A 17,503-nucleotide genomic window follows, 5' to 3' on the forward strand; every position below is an offset into this window, starting at 1 on the left:
AAAAAAACCGGCGGCCCGATCGATAACCAATCTACCCGAAGCCACCCCAACATACCGGCACGCTGGCCCCAGACATGATTTCACGAAAAAGGCATCCAACCTAAAATTTCTTTTAAACCAGCACGTTACAATCTTAAAAAAACCGTTGACGAGTTGCTGACACGGTCTATACTGAAATTGCTGTGAAAAGACAGCGGTATTCAGTGAAAGTGTCACAACGTCCTGCTTTTGTGCTCTTCGTTGCCCCTTCCTTGGTACTCCTTTCCATTTCTCAGCAAGCGTTGCTTCGGTCTTGTTTGTCCAAAGCAATCGAAGGTCCCGTGAGGGCAAAAATTTCGGAAATACAGGAAAGATCAATGTCTGATACTAAAACCGGCCACGTCAAGTGGTTCAATGAGTCCAAAGGCTTTGGTTTCATCGCTCAGGACGGTGGCAGTGACGTTTTCGTTCACTACAGTGCAATCAATGCAAGCGGGTTCCGTACTCTGGCAGAAGGCCAGCAGGTACAGTTCACCGTCACGCAGGGCCCCAAAGGCCCCCAGGCGGAAAACGTAACCCCGGTCTGAGGTTATGAATTCCGGCCATTGCCCCTCACGGGCATTGGACAGTAAAAAGCCAGCCCTTGCGGCTGGCTTTTTTATGACCTTTCATTTATTTGACCGCTGCCTCATCCCTTCTGGCTCCAGCATTGCTGTCCGTCACGGCATTACCCACCTTCTGCGCTACTGCAGACAGTAAAGCCTGCAAGGTTCCGGACGTGGTGTCTTCTGCCAATGCCGCTGCACTACAGACCTCACCGTCTACCAGTACGCGAATACAGGCCAAAGCGTTAGCATTGGTACCCTCTCCGAGGGCGAACTCATCGTAGGCCTCTACCGCAAGCTTGATGCCGAAGCGATTTTCCAGAGCGGCCGCCAAAGCCTCCACGGCTCCCAGACCCCGGCCAGACAGCATTTGCTCCCGACCTTCTGAGCCAAAGCTAACCTTGGCCTGGACACCGTCGGTGTCCCGGTGCAAATCATAGGTATTGAGCTGCCAAGGCGCATGAACCTTCAGATAGCGGTCTTCAAACAGACGATGAATGGTGAGTGAATCAATTTCGCCACCTTCTGCCTCTGCTTCCCGCTGAACTACCTTGCTGAATTCGATCTGCAACCAGCGCGGCAGGCTGATGTTGTAATCACGCTCCAGCACGTAAGCCACGCCACCTTTGCCTGATTGGCTGTTGATCCTGACCACTTCTTCATAGCGACGCCCCAGGTCTTTCGGGTCAATCGGCAAGTAAGCTACATGCCAGGGGTCGGAATCTTCGCGCAATGCCAGGCACTTGCGAATAGCATCCTGATGACTACCGGAGAAGGCCGTAAAAACCAGCTCGCCAGCATAGGGATGCCTCGGATGGGTCGCAATTTCCGTGCAAGCTTCGACCACATCGGTGATCTCCGCCATTCCGGAAAGGTCCAGCTGCGGGTCGATGCCCTGGGAATACAGATTCATCGCCATGGTGACCAGATCCATATTGCCAGTGCGCTCACCATTACCCATCAGCGTGCCTTCAACCCGGTCAGCGCCAGCCATAACAGCCAACTCCGCCGCCGCCACAGCACAACCACGGTCATTATGGGTATGCACGCTGATGCTGATATGTTCGCGGTATTTTACGTGGTCGCAAATCCATTCAATCTGATCAGCAAAGATATTGGGCGTGGCCATCTCCACGGTAGCGGGAAGATTGATAACCACCGGCTGACCCTGATCGGGTCGCCATACGTCATTGACCGCATCGATGACTTCCGCAGCAAAATCCAGCTCAGTACCGGTAAAGCTCTCAGGCGAATACTGGAACGTCCACTCGGTTTCAGGTCGTTTTGCGGCGTGGGCTTTGACAATTCTGGCACCATCCACCGCAATATCCCGGATGCCCGCACGGTCAAGATTGAACACCTGCTCTCGCTGCACCGTCGAGGTGGAATTGTAAACATGGACGATAGCTCGCTTCGCGCCCTCCAGCGCCAGGTAAGTACGTTCGATCAATTCGGGACGGGCCTGAGTGAGCACCTGGATGTGTACATCGTCAGGAATCCGGTTCTCTTCGATCAACTTGCGGCAAAAATCGAAGTCCGGCTGGCTGGCCGCCGGAAAACCAATCTCGATTTCCTTGAACCCGAGTTTGACCAGCAACTCGAACATGCGTTGTTTCTGAGCCACGCTCATGGGTTTGACCAACGCCTGATTGCCATCCCTCAGGTCGACGGCACACCATCTGGGCGCGCGCTTGATAACACGATCCGGCCAGCGGCGATTGGTTTTCGCGACAGGTGTGAACGGGACGTACTTATTATGATCAAACGCCATGGTTGCTATCCTCAACTGATTCATTGACTTGGTACAGATTACGCCACCCTGGCGAGATAATGATTGCTTTTTTGCGGACAATTTCTATATTTTTAGAATATTACATCACCCAATAGCAAAATCAGAGCATATAATGGCTAAAAAACAGGATTCCCTACTCAAACTGGATCGAATTGACCGAAGTATTCTGGAGTTACTGCAACAGAATGCAGAACTGACGAATCAAGAAGTTGCGGACAAGGTTGGACTTTCACCTTCACCCTGCTTGCGGCGTGTACGGGCTCTGGAGCAGGCCGGAATCATCATCCGGCGGGTAACCATTCTGGATCATAAAAAACTCGGGCTGGCACTCACCGCAATTCTTCTGATAGGCATGGATCGTCACACGCCGGAACGCTTTGCCGCCTTCGAGTCCGAGGTGGCGAAGCTTCCCGAAGTCCAGGAGTGTTACATTATTACCGGACAAGACGCCGATTATATGCTCAAAGTCGTAGTGCCGGATATGGACCACTACCATCATTTATTGCTTAACCGAATCACCCGAATTCAGGGCGTGAGCGGGGTGCATTCCAGCTTTGTGCTCAGACGTGTTATCGATAGCACGGCGTTGCCGCTGAACTACCTCTCCTGAGCCTGTTGATTCGGAGCTCCCGGCAGGGCGTAACTTCCCGTCACATGGGCAACCAACACTTCTTCCCCCGGCGCTCCCGAAAGCAGGCGCACTTCACAGAAGGCCAATCGGCGCCCCATTTTCAGCACGGTGGCCTCGGCAATGAGATCCATGGGTTGGGGCTTCTGCAGGAAGTTGATCGACAGGTTACTGGTCACCGCCATCTCAACTTTCCCCAGGGTCGCCAGTATGGCCGCATACATTGCAGCGTCTGCCAGCGCCATCTGGGTCGGGCCGGAAAGTGTGCCGCCCGGACGGACCATCCGCTCTTGAAAAGGAACCTTGGCCCGTGCGTAGCCCGAACCGGCTTTTTCTATGGTAAAACCGATGTCTTTAGCCATCGGTACACCAGCGCATATCAGGGCCTGAACCTCTTCCGCAGTCAAACTCACAGGGGTTGCTCCATCGATCTGTACCTTGTGTGGCAGGCTCCGTACAATAACCGTCAGACACTTACAAATAAACCCTCGGGAGTTGTTCAAAGGCTCCTTCAATAACTTTTCACGGAAAACATAATGCGAGCAAGCCGCTACCTGATTGCCACCCAAAAAGAGACGCCTGCCGACGCCGAGATTATCAGCCACCAGTTAATGTTGAGAGCTGGCATGATCCGAAAACTTGCCTCAGGCCTCTACTCCTGGCTGCCTCTGGGCCTGCGAGTGTTGCGCAAGGTTGAACGCATCGTGCGCGAGGAAATGGACCGCAGTGGCGCCCAGGAAGTATTAATGCCAGCAGTCCAGCCAGCAGAACTGTGGCAGGAATCCGGGCGCTGGGAACAGTATGGTGGTGAACTTTTGCGAATGCAGGACCGCCACGGACGTGACTTCTGCTTCGGCCCCACCCATGAGGAAGTCATCACCGACCTGGTTCGCAATGAGCTAAAAAGTTATAAAGAGCTGCCCGCAAATTTCTACCAGATTCAAACCAAGTTCCGGGATGAACGCAGACCTCGCTTCGGCATCATGCGCGCCCGGGAATTCCTGATGAAGGACGCCTACTCCTTTCACCTGAACGCGGAATCTCTTGAGGAAACCTATCAGGTCATGCACCGCACCTACTGTGCTATTTTTGATCGGCTCGGCCTGGATTACCGGCCGGTTCAGGCTGACTCCGGCGCCATTGGCGGTAATGCCTCCCATGAGTTCCATGTATTGGCCTCCTCTGGTGAGGACGCCATTGTGTTCAGCACAGACAGCGAATACGCCGCAAATATTGAAAAAGCGGAAGCCGTAGCACCGGCTGGCGAGCGCCCCGCCCCCTCCCAATCTATGGCGGAAGTTTCGACACCCGGGCAACGGACCATCGAGGCGGTGTCTCAGTTTCTGAACCTGCCAGCGCACCAGAGCGTGAAAACACTGCTGGTGCATGGTGAGCCCGCGGAAGACGACAGCCAAGGGCTGGTGGCGCTGATTCTTCGGGGTGACCATAGCCTTAACGAGATCAAAGCAGAGAATCTGGACGGTGTCTCGGAACCACTGACCATGGCAACGGACGAAGAAATCAAGGCGGCCATCGGGTGTGCTCCCGGCTCGATCGGGCCGGTCGACCTGCCGGTACCTGTGATTGTCGATCGCAGCGCTGCCCACCTTGCCGATTTTGTCTGCGGCGCCAACAAGGATGACTTCCACCTCACCGGTGTGAACTGGGAGCGGGATGTTGAGCTGACCCGGGTTGAAGATTTGAGAAACGTCGTTGAGGGTGATCCCAGCCCTGACGGCAAAGGGTTCCTCGAGATTCGCCGTGGCATCGAAGTCGGCCATATTTTCAAGCTGGGGAACAAATACAGTCGGGCGATGGGCGCCACCGTGCTCGATGAGAATGGCAAAACCGCCATTGTGGAAATGGGCTGTTACGGCGTAGGCGTATCCCGCATTGTCGCTGCCGCCATTGAGCAGAACTTTGATGACCGCGGCATCCTTTGGCCCGATGCCATTGCGCCTTTCGAAGTGGTGGTGGTCACCCTGAACGCTCACAAGTCGCCGGACGTGAAGGCAGCGGGAGAGAAACTTTATTCGGAGCTTACCCAGGCGGGCTTTGATGTGTTGTTGGATGATCGCAACGAGCGGCCGGGGGTCAAATTTGCGGATATGGAGCTGGTGGGCATTCCCCACCGAGTCGTGGTATCAGATCGAGGCGTGGCGGCAGGCACTCTGGAATACAAGGGGCGCAAGGACGCCGACAAACAGGATCTGCCGATCAAAGAGATCGTTCCTTTTCTGGTTAATGCTTCACCACGGCGCGACCATTAAACCGGCCCTTTGAACAAGCCTCAGCCGGGAGGCACTCTGGAAGAGCGATTTCAGAGTGCCTGATTGATCAGCCCGAAATGATTCGAGGTTCAATTTCGAGTTCAACACCAAACACGTCCGCAACATCAGCCCTGATGCGCCCTGCCAACGCCAGAATATCCTTGCCTGTGCCATTGGAATGATTGATCAGCACCAGCGCCTGGTGGTTATGCACCCCAACTTTATTGTTGCGGTAGCCTTTCCAGCCACACTGATCAATCAACCAGGCCGCAGCCAATTTTACACTGGAGTCACCGGGGTACGCGGCAATGTCGGGGAATTTCGCCTTCAATTGTTCCCATTCCGCCATAGAGACGACGGGGTTTTTAAAGAAACTGCCAACATTGGGAATCTGCTCCGGGTCCGGAAGCTTTCGTCGACGTACCGCCATAACGCCTTCCGCTACATCTAAAGGTGTCAAAGCAGCCTTATCGGGGAGATCGGAAAAATACTGCATCAGGTCTCCGTAGCCCAGCGACAAAGGCAGGGTACGAGACAGACGTAATTTTATCTGGACGATAAGATAGCGCCTGGGCAGTCGTTTGAACAGACTATCCCGGTAGGCAAACTGACAGGCAGCGTTATCGAGAATGATCATTTTTTGCTGCTCGCAATCCCAGGCCTTAACGCTCACCAGGGTATCTTTCAACTCTACCCCGTAAGCGCCAATATTCTGTACTGGTGCGGCTCCGCAGGTTCCCGGAATGAGTGCCAGGTTTTCGATACCTCGATATCCTGAACCAGCAACGTAGAGCACCACATCGTGCCAGTGCTCACCTGCCCCCAGGACCAGGGTTGCGCCGTCCTCCGAAACATTTTCCCATTGCCGCCCCTTGATTGCCAGGTGAATTACCAGACCGTCAAAATCCGCCACCAGTACGAGATTACTTCCACCACCGACAATCAGAGTTTCCAGGCCCTGTGCGTCCGCCCAGTTCAACGCTTTTACCAATGCCTGCTCATCAGTTACTTCGGCAAAAAACCGGGCCGTCGAGGGTAACCGTAGGGTATTCATTGATTTCAGAGCTATCTCTTTGCCGAGATTGCTTGGCGGATCAATCAAAATGTTTACCCCGAATCGCGGCAAGCAAACCTTCACTTGCGGCTTCGATCAGGTTCAACACATGCTCGAACCCATCGTCGCCGCCGTAATAGGGATCCGGGACTTCTTCCTCGATCACGTTCCGGGCGTAAGCCAAAAATAGCTCAGGCTCAACTCCACCGGTTTGATTTTGAATCGCTCTCAGATGAGCAAGATTGTTGTAGTCCATTGCCAGCACGTAGTCGAACGTTGACAGATCCTCGGCTATCACCTGCCGGGCTTTCAAACCTTTGATATCAATACTTCGTGACCAGGAGGCGGCAATTGCTCTGGAGTCCGGGGCCTTTCCGACATGCCAGTCACCGGTCCCGCATGAGTCGATCTGAATGCGCTCGCCCAGGCCCGAATCCACCACAAGTTTTCGGAAAACGCCCTCCGCCGTCGGCGAACGGCAAATATTTCCCATGCAAACAAACAGAACCTTTACAGGGTCCATAAAATCCAGTGCTCCAACCATTAAAATTTCACGTACTCTCGTAACATGTACTCTCTTAAACGGACAAGGTCCGCTTCGGTATCCACCCCTGAAGGTGGTGTCTCGCAGGCAACATCCACGTGAATCCGGGCACCGTTGTGAAGAGCCCTTAATTGCTCAAGCGACTCAATCTGCTCTGTCGGAGCCGGAGGCCAGGTCACAAAGTCCTGCAACAGACCCACCCGGTAGCCATAGATACCTATATGGCGAAAATACTCAGCGTTTACCGGCAGTAATTGCGGCGCAGCGGTTGGCGACCACGCATCGCGGGCCCAGGGGATCGGGGCCCGGCTGAAATAGTGGGCCATGCCACGGTAATCGAATACCACCTTGACCACATTGGGGTTCAGCACAGAGTCGATATCAAAGATCTTCTCACACAGGGTGGCAATGGCGGCATCAGGATAGATCTCCAGATTATCTGCCACCTGATTGATCAGTGACGCGGGTATTAAAGGCTCGTCGCCTTGCACATTGATGATACGGGCGTCCGCCTCAAACCCCAACTGACGGGCCACTTCCTCCAGACGATCCGTGCCGCTGGTGTGGGATGCCAAGGTCATCACCACCTCTGCTCCGAACGCTTCACAAGCGCTGCGGATTCGATCGTCATCGGTTGCCACAACAACCCTCTCCGCCCGACTTTCTGCAGCTCGCTCACAGACATGCTGGATCATCGGTTTGCCCCCAATGTCAGCCAGGGGCTTTCCCGGTAGTCGGGTTGACGCGTAGCGGGCGGGTATCACTACCGTGAAAGACATGAAAGGTTCCTGCTGTGCTATTGGGAAAACAACGATCAGCGGGGGCCGAGTCGCTCATCGGTTGTGAGAGTACGGGCTTCGACGGCAAGCATGACGGGAATACCCTCTTTAATCGGGAACGCCATTGCGTCACCGTGACAGATGAGCTCTTGCCGTTCTCGGTCCAGCTTCAGCTCACCCTTGCAAACAGGGCATGCCAGCATAGCCACCAGTTTTTTATCCATGATACGGTCTCGCTGTAATTAATCCACGAAGCATGGGTATCCCCATGCAACCTAGTGTAAGCTCTTCACGGCGAGGAGCAATGCTTCGCGGAACGAAGGGGGCATGGTTGCGGCTACCTCCAGCACCCAGCACCTCTCATGAGCAAAGCCCTGGCATTTCACTGCATCTTTTGCGGTCATGACCAGAATCTGACCCGGCTCTACGTCGAGGTCATTCTGCCTGAATCGATGATGATCAGAAAAAGAAATCCCCTGAACTTTAGCGCCCAAGGCTTTCAATGTATTGAAAAAACGAGAAGGGTTTCCGATACCTGCTACCGCTCTGACCCGCTTACCTTCAAGCCAGTCAAGCTCCCGGGTTTCGCCCGAATCCAAATGGCGCAACACCCGGGGTTCCAGCCTCATGACGTAGGTATTCAACTGAGCAACGGGCAGTGGGGTCGCTGGAGCGCCATTAAATACGACGAAGTCCACTTCGGCCAGTCGGGAAACTGGCTCCCTTAGCGGTCCTACTGGAATGGGGGCGCCATTACCGATACCGCGCTCGCCGTCAAATACCGCGATCTCCAACTGGCGCGGCAGTTGGTAATGCTGAAGACCATCATCGCATACGAGGATATCACCGAGTTGCTGCTCCACCGCCCACTGTGCACCCCGAAATCGCCTCGGATCGACTACGACGGGACACCCAGTCATTGTGGCGAGCATAACGGGTTCGTCACCGGCCACATTCGCCGGCGTGCTGTCGGTAACCTTCAGCGGGTATTGTTCCGCCCTGCCACCATAGCCGCGGGTGAGAATTACCGGGTGCCAGCCCTCACGCTGTAATGCGTCGACTAGCCAGGCTGTCAGTGGGGATTTTCCGGTACCACCAGCCGTTATATTACCCACCACAATAACCGGTACCCTCAGTGACTGATTGAGCGCCAAAGAGGCAAGGGAGCGTTGCTTGCGGCGTTCCGCAACGACGCGATACAGCCATGCCAGGGGCCATAATAACCAAAGTGGCCGGCGGGTGCCGTACCACCATCGGTCCACCCGGCTTTTCATCCGGTCTCGCTGAATTGCATCTGATGCAACTGCGCATAGGTACCACCGGCCGCAAGCAATTCGTCGTGACGACCGGACTCTATAATCCGACCGGCATCCATGACCAGGATGCGATCTGCCTTCTCAATGGTGGAGAGCCGATGAGCGATCACCAATGTCGTCCGGCCTTCCATAACCGTATCCAGGGCCGCCTGAATATGGCGTTCGGACTCGGTATCGAGAGCCGAAGTGGCTTCATCAAGAATCAGTATGGGGGCATCTTTTAACAGCGCCCGGGCAATGGCCAGTCGCTGCCGTTGCCCACCGGAGAGCATCACCCCGTTATCACCGATCATGGTGTCCAGGCCATCCGGCATGCGGTCGATAAATTCCAGCGCATGGGCCTTGGCCGCGGCGTCACGGATATCTTCCCGGCTGCTTTCCCGCAGCGAGCCATAACCGATGTTGGCGGCAATCGTGTCATTGAACAGCACCACATTCTGGGTTACCAGAGCTATCTGGGCGCGCAGTGCAGACAGGCGGAAATCCTTGAGTTCATGGTCATCAATCAGGATTTCGCCATCGGAATAATCGTAAAAGCGAGGCAACAGGCTGACCAGCGTCGATTTTCCGCTACCGGACCGCCCCACCAGCGCTACGCTCTGCCCTGCGGGGATCCGGAGATTGATATCTTCGAGTACATGGTCCAACTGATCCCGGTAGCGAAATGAAACATTTTTCAGCTCGATCTCGCCGTTCACCCGATCAGGCGCGAACTGGCCGTTATCTGGCTCGGGTGCCTCGTCCATGGTGCCAAACACATCGTGTGCAGCAGCGACGCCCTTCTGGATCTTGGCATGCACAGAAGTGACCTGGCGGATGGGCTTTGCCATCGTCGTGGCTGCCGTAATGAAAGCCACCAGTTCGCCCGTACTCATATTGCCTCGAATTTCCGGCGCCAGCATAGTCCAGACCAACGCTGCAATGGCGATGGCCACGAGAACCTGGATAACAGGAATACTGATGGCCTGGGTCGAAGCAAGCTTGAGACTTTGGGTCAGATTGCGCTCACTGACCTCTCCAAAGCGCTTGCGTTCGTAGTCCTCCCCACCGAAAGTCCGTACCACGCGATACCCGTTGATGGACTCGGAAGCTACGTGGGTAATATCCCCCATGGAGCCCTGAATGCGTTTACTGAGCTTGCGAAAACGTTTGCTGGCATAGCTCACCACGAAGGCAATTAATGGCCCTACCGCCAGAAACACCAAGGTAAGTTTCCAATTGGTGTAGAGCATGAAGCCAAGCAGGCCGATAATCGTGAGACCTTCCCGGAGAGTGATCGTAATAGCGTTGGTGGTGGCTTCTGCAACCTGTTCCACGTTGAAGGTAAGTTTTGAGACCAGGCGTCCGGAAGCATTTTCATCGAAATATCGGGAGGGCAACGCCAGCATGCGGTCGAACACCTGGGTGCGCAGAGCATTTATTACCTGCCGACCGACATAACTGATGAAGTACTGGCTGAGGAATGTCCCGACACCGCGGAAAGCAAATACCCCGACAATCAAAAGCGTTAACTGTACGCGATGTTGATCCGTCGGATTTTCCAGCGCGGTAATGACGTACTCCATGGACGCCGCCATACCGGTGGAAGCGGCAGCGTAAATGACATTTCCCAGCACCGCCAGGGAAAAAGCAAACCAGAAGGGCTTTACGTAGGCAACGAGGCGCTTGTAGGTCTGCCAGTTGGAAGGGTCGTCAACACTATGTTGGCCGGATGCTTCACTTTCAACTTTCATCGCCGGTCCGTTCAGTCGTGATGCTAAGCCTTGAAAACCCGAGTTTGCCGGCAATATCCATCGCCCGGACAACATATTCGTGGGGCGTTCGGGCATCAGCGGTAATGATGAAAGGAAGACTGGTATCGCCAGCCGCGAGCTCCTCAACCGCACGCTGCAAAGTGGCACGCTGATTGTTGACCAGTGCTCTGTCATTGATCATGTACTGACCTTCGGCGTTGATGACAACATCCACCTGGTTGATCTGTGTTTCCGCTGCTTCTCCATTCGCCTCAGGGAGATCAACCTTGAGGTGACTTTCACGAGTGAACGTCGTTGATACCATGAAAAAAATAAGCAGCAAGAACACAACATCGATCAGCGGCGTCAGATCGACCCCGACCTCCTGACTTCTCTGGCGCTTGAACTTCACGGCGCTCAGGCTCCTTCCACGTCGATTTCGCGGTCACCATGAACCACTTCAACCAGCTTTATGGCTTCCTGCTCCATATTCACCACGAGTTCATCGACACGGCGGAGAAAGTACCGGTGACAAATCAGCGCTGGAATGGCTACGCTCAGGCCCGCTGCGGTCGTCATTAACGCTTCCGATATACCGCCCGCCAGGTTGCCAGCATCACCCACACCAGCCAACTGGATTTCAGCAAAGACCTTGATCATACCCACGACGGTGCCCAACAAACCCAGCAAAGGTGTGATAGTGGCAACCGTACCGAGTGGATTGAGAAAACGCTCCAATTCATGAATGACCTGACTGGCCTCGTGCTCAATGCTCTCTTTCATGATCTCCCGGCCATGCTTGGCATTCATAAGCCCACTGGCCAGAATTCTGCCCATCGGCGACGACCCTTGCAAAGCCTTGAGCTTACGCCCGTTAAGCTCTTTCTTTTTGATCCAGCGCCAGAGTTCGTTGATGGTGGTCTGAGGCGCAACCCGGGATTCCCTGAGAGTCCAGAAGCGTTCCAGGATAATGGCAAGGGCAAGAATCGAACAGGCTACAATCGGCACCATGATGATGCCACCCGCTTTCAAGAGCTCGAACACGCTTGGTCTCCCTGATTAGTTACAAGCCGCGCTACTTTAGCATAGCCGCTGGCATAGGCCACACCCTCAGGGCGCATTCCAGTGATCTTCCACACGTCGAATCCAGAAAGGCGCTTTTGATCGCCACTCCTCGACCCGAGCTTCGGCACCCTCCAATGTAAAACTCAGAGCTCCGGAATAAGCGGTATTAAACTGTCGGGCCCCGGCGGCCCTGAAGCGACCTACAACATCCTGGTGGGGGTGACCATAACGGTGGCGGTAGCCCGCACTGTAAATCACATCATCAGCAGCCATTGCATCAATCCAACGCTGTCCGGAAGAGGTATTACTGCCGTGATGGGAGGCAATCAGGATACGATATTGGGCAGCCGGGAAACCGACCTGCTCGATATAGAGCTGCTCAACCTCTCGTGATATGTCACCTGGCAACAGGATAGCCGTATCGCCATAACGAATACCCACCAGACAGGAGGCATCGTTACTGTCGGCGCCAACGAGTACAGGCGACGCCTGCCACAGGCGCACTCTTGCGCCGCCCACAAGGAAAGACCTGCCAGAACCACATGGCCCGATGCTCGAAAGCCCGGCACCCGACATATCTGCCAGCAAGCGCTCAGGCTGTCCCGAAAGGACCTGGCCCACGGCCATTTCCTCAAACAACTCCTCGAGACCCCCCGCGTGATCTGCATCCCCATGGCTTAACACCAGCGTGTTAATTTTGCGCACCCCGAGATAGGCAAGATTTGGCAGCACCACGCTGTTGACTGCCGAGTAGCCGGAAGGCGTTTCCGGTCCGGTATCGTATAACAGCACCTGATCCTGATGGCGAAAAAGCACCGACAGCCCCTGCCCCACGTCCCAAACCCAGAGTTCGGGTTTCTCAACCCACGGGTTATTTACCTCCTTACCACCGAAGCCAAAAGAGGTGCTGAGCCAGACGGCGACCAATGTGCCAGCCAATAAACGCAATCTTGGGATCGGAAATAATAATGCTGCTAGCATTAGTGTGGCTATCACCAACGCGATCCCGAACGAGCTCATCAGTGTTGGTGCAGGCAAACTGGCAATCAGTTCGAGAAACCACCAGAGAATCCCGAGTACCAGATCGCAAGCCTGACCTACAAAGGAGGAGGTCGCAGGTACCAGGACTATCAGCAAGGCACCGGTCATCAACACCGGCATTACAACCAGCGAGACCCAGGGAATCGCTACCAGATTGGCCAGCCAACCCATCGCCGCTGGCGGTTGATCCATCAGCGCCAGTATGGGCCAGAGCCCGGCGAACACTCCGCACTGTGCCAGCACTAATGCTGTTACCGAAGAGGGCGGGGATAGCCGTGCGGAAAACACCAGAATCAATATCATTACGGCGCCGAAGGACAGCCAGAAGCCCCGGTCAAGCGGCGCAAACGGGTCAAACAGCAAAACAACGAAAACGGCCAGCAACCAGGCCGCCCATGGGCCTGTACGCCCCGCCCTGAAAACCAGCCAGCCAGCAATAATTACCATCATCAAGGCGCGTCGGGTAGGAACAGTGAAACCCGCCGCAAGGGCATAAGTAATACTACCAGCGATGACAAGGCTGAAGGCGATGGCTCTGCGGCGTGAGGGCGCCAACCAATGTTGCGGCAAGCGCAACAAAAACCAGCGCGCGAGCAGACCGAGCCCGATTGCAATCAAACCGATATGTAGACCGGAGATCGCCACCAGGTGAATGGTTCCGGTGTCCTGAAGTACGCGCCATTGGGCCGGAGTCATTTGTCCGCGCTGGCCAATGAGTAACGCTTCAATCAGTGGATAGTAAGCTGTATGACCGAGCCTGGTTTCCAGCTCTGCCGCCACGACGTTTCGCCATCGGTGGTATTGGCAGCGGATATGACAAGACTCCGCATTGAGGGACGTCACTTCGCGCACTGTCCCCGTAGCACGAAAGCCATGCCGGTAAAGCCAGGTCTCATAACGAAACCCCGCTGGGTTTACGGAACCGTGGGCGCGTTTGAGTCTGACCGTCAGGCGCTGAGTATGCGGCAAGTCACGGGTAGCCTGTTTGCCATACCACGCAAGCCTTAGCTTATCTGGCAGTGGGTCGGCAGCGGAGGGCAAAGAAACCCACCGGCTGACACAAAAGCTAAAACGAACGCTGTTAAAAAGCCCAGGGGAGGGAATGTCACAGAGATAGCCTTCAACCACCAGATCAGATCCTTCGGCATTGGCGGGAAGCGCGGCCAGCGTGCGATTATCCGCATGCCAGTTAGCCCACATCAAACCGCAGCCGAAACAACACAGTATGACCACTGAGATCAGCCGGGAGCGTCGGGGGATTAGCAAAACGAATGCTATCAGCACCGAAAAGCCGGAAATCAATTCCGGCCAAGGTAGCAGCATCCCGCTGCAATACAGTAAGATGACGCCGCAAGAAAAAGCAGCAATCCCTGCTCGCACAGATAACCCCCGAGGCAATCCTTGCCCCCTCGACGAATTTTCGGGATTCAGCGCCTATAATGCAGCTGAATCACCCTCTACAACAGGCAGCCCGTCGACATGCCGAAGAAGTTCATGAAGCGCTATTTGCCGACACCGGATAAAGTAAGAGCTATCCGTTCACTGCACTTCCTCGGCGATATTCTTCATGAGCCGAACCTCTGGCACATCAATCGTCACTGTGTTTCCAGAGCCTTTTTTATCGGTATTTTCTGGTGTTTCATGCCGATACCGTTTCAGATGATGGCTGCAGCTATCTGCGCCATCTGGTTCAACGCTAATATGCCTCTCGCCGTGGCCCTTGTGTGGATCAGCAATCCCCTCACCATGCCACCGATATTTTACTTTAATTATAAATTTGGAGCCTGGCTACTGGGTCGCCCGGTGATGACCTTCGAGTTTCAGTTGAGCTGGTCCTGGCTCAGTGAACGTATCGTCGATATTGGTATTCCGCTCTATTTAGGTTCGATCATTATCGCCACGGCAGCGGCCTGCGTAAGTTATCTGGCCATTCAATTCCTCTGGCGCCGCAAGGTACGCTCCGAGTGGGGCAAGCGTCGACACCCGGTTGAATGACGACGACTAGCCAACCCACCTATTCGCTCGCCTTGTTCCTGTTCAGAACTGTTCGACCAGCTTGCCCTGCTCCAGGCGAAGCACTCGCCCAAGACTTTGAGCCATACCCATATCGTGGGTGACGACCACAAATGCGATGCCAAGCCGGTCTCTCAGGGCTGCAATCATCTGACGTACGCCCTCCCCGGTTTGCTCATCGAGATTGCCAGTAGGCTCATCCATCAATACACACTGCGGTTCATTGACCAGCGCCCGGGCGATAGCCACCCGCTGCCTTTCTCCGCCTGACAACTCACCAGGTTTGTGATCAAGCCTCGCGCCCAGCCCCACTTCGGAGAGGATACTCTCGGCTCGCCTGGCAGCCTCCCGAACCGACGCGCTGCCTAACACGCAGGGCATCATCACATTTTCAAGCGCCGTAAACTCCGGCAACAAATGGTGAAACTGGTAGACAAAACCGAGGTACTTGTTGCGGAACCGCGCTCTGGCCGCTTCTGACATTCGATGGATGTCCTTTCCACAAATAGCGATATCACCCGTTGAAGGTTTATCCAGACCGCCCAGCAAATTCAACAAGGTGGTTTTACCAGCGCCACTGCTACCGACAATCGCGACCGTCTCGCCAGCGTCCACCCTCAAGGAAATATCCGAGAATATCGTCAGCTTGCCTGGCCCTTCGTTATACGTTCGGGTAATTCGATCACATTCGATCACCGGTTTCTCTGGCGCAACGGCCCGTTCGGGATTACTCATAACGCAGGGCCTCTGCTGGATCAACGCGGGACGCACGCCACGCTGGATATATGGTCGCCAGCAGGCTCATCGCCATGCCGGCACCACTGATGATATAGACGTCTTCCCATCGCAACTGGGACGGCAGGTAGCTGATGAAGTAGACATCGGCATTGAGGAACTTGCTGCCACGAACTGCCTCGATCCAACCAATGATATCGCTGATATAGGTCGCGCCGAGCACGCCCAATGTGGTCCCTACAATAGTACCCAGTACGCCAATGACCGCACCTTGAACGATGAATATCCTCATGATGCGCCCAGGTGTAGCACCCATGGTTCGAAGGATCGCGATATCAGCGGTTTTATCGGTCACAACCATGACCAGCGTCGAGACGATATTGAAGGCCGCCACCGCCACAATAAACATCAGCAGCAGGCCGATCATGGTTTTTTCCATGCGGATGGCCTGGAACAGGTTACCGTGAGTTCGGGTCCAGTCAGACACATAGTGCCGCCCCCCAAGATCGCGGGCTGCCTCCTCCGCCACTTTCGGCGCCTTGAACAGATCGTCGACCAAAAGCCTTACGCCCTGCGCCTTGCCATTGGTACGCATCAATTTCGAAGCATCGTCCATATGGACCAGGGTGTAATTACCGTCCAGCTCAGCCCCAACGCTGAAAATTCCTTTGATAGTGAAGCGTTTAAGCCTGGGCAATACGCCCGCGGGGGTAACGGAAGCTTCAGGCAGGACAACGGTTAACCGGTCCCCAACCTGCAACCGCAGGCTGGAAGCCAGAGTTTTGCCCACAATAATACCGAACTCTCCGGCATGGAGGTCATCCAGCTTGCCCTCGATCATGTGATTTTCGATGATCGATACACTGCGTTCCTGTTCCGGCAGGATGCCGTTGATGGCTACGCCCCTGACGTTTCCGCCGCCAGTCACCATGCCCTGGCCCTGAATAAACGGCGCAGCAGCAACAACGGATGGGTGCTCTGAGACAACATCATCAACCTGCTGCCAGTCGTCGAGCAGACCATCACCCTGGATGACGGCATGGGGCACCATGCCCAGAATGCGCTGCTTTAGCTCCCGGTCAAAGCCGTTCATTACCGACAGCACGATAATTAATACGGCAATCCCCAGCATCAGCCCGATCATGGACGTCAGTGAAATAAAGGATATAAAGTGATTGCGCCGCTTGGCGGCGGTATACCGCAAACCGACATAAAACGATAATGGTTTGAACATGTGGTGAGGCCTACCGCAACCCGGTTATAGTCATCGAAAGCCTTCCTGGCGCACGAACCGACAGGAAGCTGCTAAACTTGCGTAATCAAACAAAAAAGCACACCGCACGGGAGCGCCAATGGATTCAGAAGCACCTTCGGAAAGGCGCGATTACTATCGCATTGAAGACTGGATCGGGCTCGAGTTCAAACGATGCCCGGAAACCCTTGCCAGCCCCGGCAGCACTGCCGAAAATGGCCATCTGGATGGCTTGAGGGCGGAGCTTCGGCGTCTGGATCTCGATGTCAGGAACCAGTTGGCCAGTCTGTCAGAAAAAGACCGCCTGCTGGCGACGCTGATTAAATCGCTCAATAGCAAGGTCGATACGCTGGCGCGCATTATGGCCTTTGAGCAAAATCCGTTGCAACCGCATGAGTGGCAGAATGCGACACTCAGCGAAGGTGGCATCTCATTCATTGAATCCGAAAGCTCACTAATGATTGATGATGTAATCGACCTGCGGATGACACTACCTCCCGAATTGTATCGCCCCCAGGCCCTTGCAAAAGTTATCAGTAGCACACCACTGGAGACCGGCGGCAGAAGGGTTCACGCAGAATTTACCGTTATCCAGGATGCCGATCGACAGCAGATTGCGCGCCACGTCATGCGGTGGCAGATTCGTCAACGCCAGCAAGAAGGCGCCCCATACGGATAAGGTATAACTGGCTGACCT

At 54.9% G+C, this 17,503-nt stretch carries 18 protein-coding genes; 5 read left to right on the forward strand and 13 right to left on the reverse strand.

Annotated features, from left to right (window positions below; all coding sequences use genetic code 11):
• Window positions 1-356 precede the first annotated feature (356 nt).
• Entirely contained in the window at window positions 357-566 is a 210-nt protein-coding gene (locus WEB64_RS00280; RefSeq protein ID WP_091853604.1) for a cold-shock protein, read from the forward strand.
• 85 nt (window positions 567-651) lie between these two features.
• Here WEB64_RS00280 and leuA read toward each other — a convergent pair whose 3' ends face one another.
• The gene (gene leuA, locus WEB64_RS00285; protein WP_368059280.1) at window positions 652-2,355 is read right to left on the reverse strand and encodes a 2-isopropylmalate synthase; all 1,704 of its coding nucleotides are present in this window, start codon (window positions 2,353-2,355) and stop codon (window positions 652-654) included.
• Window positions 2,356-2,488: 133 nt separating this feature from the next.
• Here leuA and WEB64_RS00290 point away from each other — a divergent pair, with 133 nt between their 5' ends.
• On the forward strand, window positions 2,489-2,986 hold the full coding sequence (locus WEB64_RS00290; protein WP_368059282.1) for an Lrp/AsnC family transcriptional regulator: 498 nt from the start codon (window positions 2,489-2,491) through the stop codon (window positions 2,984-2,986).
• Here WEB64_RS00290 and WEB64_RS00295 read toward each other — a convergent pair.
• Window positions 2,974-3,411, reverse strand: a complete 438-nt coding sequence (locus tag WEB64_RS00295) for a PaaI family thioesterase (protein WP_368059400.1) — start codon at window positions 3,409-3,411, stop codon at window positions 2,974-2,976. The two genes, WEB64_RS00290 and WEB64_RS00295, sit on opposite strands and share 13 nt — an antisense overlap.
• A gap of 129 nt (window positions 3,412-3,540) precedes the next feature.
• On the opposite strand from WEB64_RS00295, the gene WEB64_RS00300 reads away from it, so the two are divergent.
• A complete protein-coding gene (locus WEB64_RS00300; RefSeq protein WP_368059284.1) occupies window positions 3,541-5,274 on the forward strand; it encodes a proline--tRNA ligase in 1,734 nt (577 codons plus the stop codon).
• A gap of 67 nt (window positions 5,275-5,341) precedes the next feature.
• Here the strand turns inward: WEB64_RS00300 and murB are convergent, their stop codons facing one another.
• The 9 genes from murB to WEB64_RS00345 all read right to left on the reverse strand — a co-directional run bounded on the left by murB (window position 5,342) and on the right by WEB64_RS00345 (window position 14,129).
• Window positions 5,342-6,373, reverse strand: a complete 1,032-nt coding sequence (gene murB, locus WEB64_RS00305) for a UDP-N-acetylmuramate dehydrogenase (protein ID WP_368059402.1) — start codon at window positions 6,371-6,373, stop codon at window positions 5,342-5,344.
• A complete protein-coding gene (locus tag WEB64_RS00310; protein WP_368059404.1) occupies window positions 6,369-6,851 on the reverse strand; it encodes a low molecular weight protein-tyrosine-phosphatase in 483 nt (160 codons plus the stop codon). The genes murB and WEB64_RS00310 overlap by 5 nt, the downstream gene beginning before the upstream one ends.
• Window positions 6,852-6,871: 20 nt before the next feature.
• Complete coding sequence (gene kdsB, locus WEB64_RS00315; protein WP_368059286.1) at window positions 6,872-7,651, reverse strand: 3-deoxy-manno-octulosonate cytidylyltransferase; 780 nt, start codon at window positions 7,649-7,651, stop codon at window positions 6,872-6,874.
• A 35-nt stretch (window positions 7,652-7,686) separates the two neighbouring features.
• Window positions 7,687-7,875 carry a Trm112 family protein gene (locus WEB64_RS00320; RefSeq protein WP_368059288.1) on the reverse strand — a complete coding sequence of 63 codons (189 nt, stop codon included), beginning with the start codon at window positions 7,873-7,875 and terminating at the stop codon, window positions 7,687-7,689.
• Between the two features lie 51 nt (window positions 7,876-7,926).
• The gene (lpxK, locus tag WEB64_RS00325; protein ID WP_368059290.1) at window positions 7,927-8,925 is read right to left on the reverse strand and encodes a tetraacyldisaccharide 4'-kinase; all 999 of its coding nucleotides are present in this window, start codon (window positions 8,923-8,925) and stop codon (window positions 7,927-7,929) included.
• Window positions 8,922-10,700 (reverse strand): lipid A export permease/ATP-binding protein MsbA, encoded by a 1,779-nt coding sequence (gene msbA / locus WEB64_RS00330; protein WP_368059292.1) that lies wholly within the window; start codon window positions 10,698-10,700, stop codon window positions 8,922-8,924. The genes lpxK and msbA overlap by 4 nt, the downstream gene beginning before the upstream one ends.
• Window positions 10,690-11,112, reverse strand: a complete 423-nt coding sequence (locus WEB64_RS00335) for an ExbD/TolR family protein (RefSeq protein ID WP_368059294.1) — start codon at window positions 11,110-11,112, stop codon at window positions 10,690-10,692. Before WEB64_RS00335 ends, msbA begins: the two co-directional genes overlap by 11 nt.
• 5 nt (window positions 11,113-11,117) lie before the next feature.
• Window positions 11,118-11,744 (reverse strand): MotA/TolQ/ExbB proton channel family protein, encoded by a 627-nt coding sequence (locus WEB64_RS00340; protein ID WP_368059296.1) that lies wholly within the window; start codon window positions 11,742-11,744, stop codon window positions 11,118-11,120.
• A gap of 66 nt (window positions 11,745-11,810) precedes the next feature.
• Complete coding sequence (locus WEB64_RS00345) at window positions 11,811-14,129, reverse strand: DNA internalization-related competence protein ComEC/Rec2 (RefSeq protein ID WP_368059298.1); 2,319 nt, start codon at window positions 14,127-14,129, stop codon at window positions 11,811-11,813.
• A 156-nt stretch (window positions 14,130-14,285) separates the two neighbouring features.
• Between WEB64_RS00345 and WEB64_RS00350 the strand changes: the two genes are divergently transcribed.
• Window positions 14,286-14,801 carry a DUF2062 domain-containing protein gene (locus tag WEB64_RS00350; protein ID WP_368059300.1) on the forward strand — a complete coding sequence of 172 codons (516 nt, stop codon included), beginning with the start codon at window positions 14,286-14,288 and terminating at the stop codon, window positions 14,799-14,801.
• Window positions 14,802-14,843: 42 nt separating this feature from the next.
• On the opposite strand, the gene lolD is transcribed toward WEB64_RS00350, so the two are convergent.
• Together lolD and WEB64_RS00360 are read right to left on the reverse strand one after the other, a co-directional pair.
• Window positions 14,844-15,554 carry a lipoprotein-releasing ABC transporter ATP-binding protein LolD gene (gene lolD / locus WEB64_RS00355; protein WP_368059302.1) on the reverse strand — a complete coding sequence of 237 codons (711 nt, stop codon included), beginning with the start codon at window positions 15,552-15,554 and terminating at the stop codon, window positions 14,844-14,846.
• Window positions 15,547-16,788 carry a lipoprotein-releasing ABC transporter permease subunit gene (locus WEB64_RS00360; RefSeq protein ID WP_368059304.1) on the reverse strand — a complete coding sequence of 414 codons (1,242 nt, stop codon included), beginning with the start codon at window positions 16,786-16,788 and terminating at the stop codon, window positions 15,547-15,549. The genes lolD and WEB64_RS00360 overlap by 8 nt, the downstream gene beginning before the upstream one ends.
• Before the next feature lie 118 nt (window positions 16,789-16,906).
• Between WEB64_RS00360 and WEB64_RS00365 the strand changes: the two genes are divergently transcribed.
• Window positions 16,907-17,485: a PilZ domain-containing protein gene (locus WEB64_RS00365; protein WP_368059306.1), complete on the forward strand. Its 579-nt coding sequence runs from the start codon at window positions 16,907-16,909 to the stop codon at window positions 17,483-17,485.
• Window positions 17,486-17,503 lie beyond the last annotated feature (18 nt).

It is taken from the genome of Marinobacter sp., assembly GCF_040882185.1.
Lineage (GTDB): Bacteria > Pseudomonadota > Gammaproteobacteria > Pseudomonadales > Oleiphilaceae > Marinobacter.

Coding starts and splice junctions, on each gene's coding strand:
- WEB64_RS00280 (WP_091853604.1), top strand. CDS start 357: ATGTCTGATACTAAAACCGGCCACGTCAAGTGGTTCAATGAGTCCAAA.
- leuA (WP_368059280.1), bottom strand. CDS start 2,355: ATGGCGTTTGATCATAATAAGTACGTCCCGTTCACACCTGTCGCGAAA.
- WEB64_RS00290 (WP_368059282.1), top strand. CDS start 2,489: ATGGCTAAAAAACAGGATTCCCTACTCAAACTGGATCGAATTGACCGA.
- WEB64_RS00300 (WP_368059284.1), top strand. CDS start 3,541: ATGCGAGCAAGCCGCTACCTGATTGCCACCCAAAAAGAGACGCCTGCC.
- WEB64_RS00310 (WP_368059404.1), bottom strand. CDS start 6,851: ATGGACCCTGTAAAGGTTCTGTTTGTTTGCATGGGAAATATTTGCCGT.
- kdsB (WP_368059286.1), bottom strand. CDS start 7,651: ATGTCTTTCACGGTAGTGATACCCGCCCGCTACGCGTCAACCCGACTA.
- WEB64_RS00320 (WP_368059288.1), bottom strand. CDS start 7,875: ATGGATAAAAAACTGGTGGCTATGCTGGCATGCCCTGTTTGCAAGGGT.
- lpxK (WP_368059290.1), bottom strand. CDS start 8,925: ATGAAAAGCCGGGTGGACCGATGGTGGTACGGCACCCGCCGGCCACTT.
- msbA (WP_368059292.1), bottom strand. CDS start 10,700: ATGAAAGTTGAAAGTGAAGCATCCGGCCAACATAGTGTTGACGACCCT.
- WEB64_RS00345 (WP_368059298.1), bottom strand. CDS start 14,129: ATGCTGCTACCTTGGCCGGAATTGATTTCCGGCTTTTCGGTGCTGATA.
- WEB64_RS00350 (WP_368059300.1), top strand. CDS start 14,286: ATGCCGAAGAAGTTCATGAAGCGCTATTTGCCGACACCGGATAAAGTA.
- lolD (WP_368059302.1), bottom strand. CDS start 15,554: ATGAGTAATCCCGAACGGGCCGTTGCGCCAGAGAAACCGGTGATCGAA.
- WEB64_RS00360 (WP_368059304.1), bottom strand. CDS start 16,788: ATGTTCAAACCATTATCGTTTTATGTCGGTTTGCGGTATACCGCCGCC.
- WEB64_RS00365 (WP_368059306.1), top strand. CDS start 16,907: ATGGATTCAGAAGCACCTTCGGAAAGGCGCGATTACTATCGCATTGAA.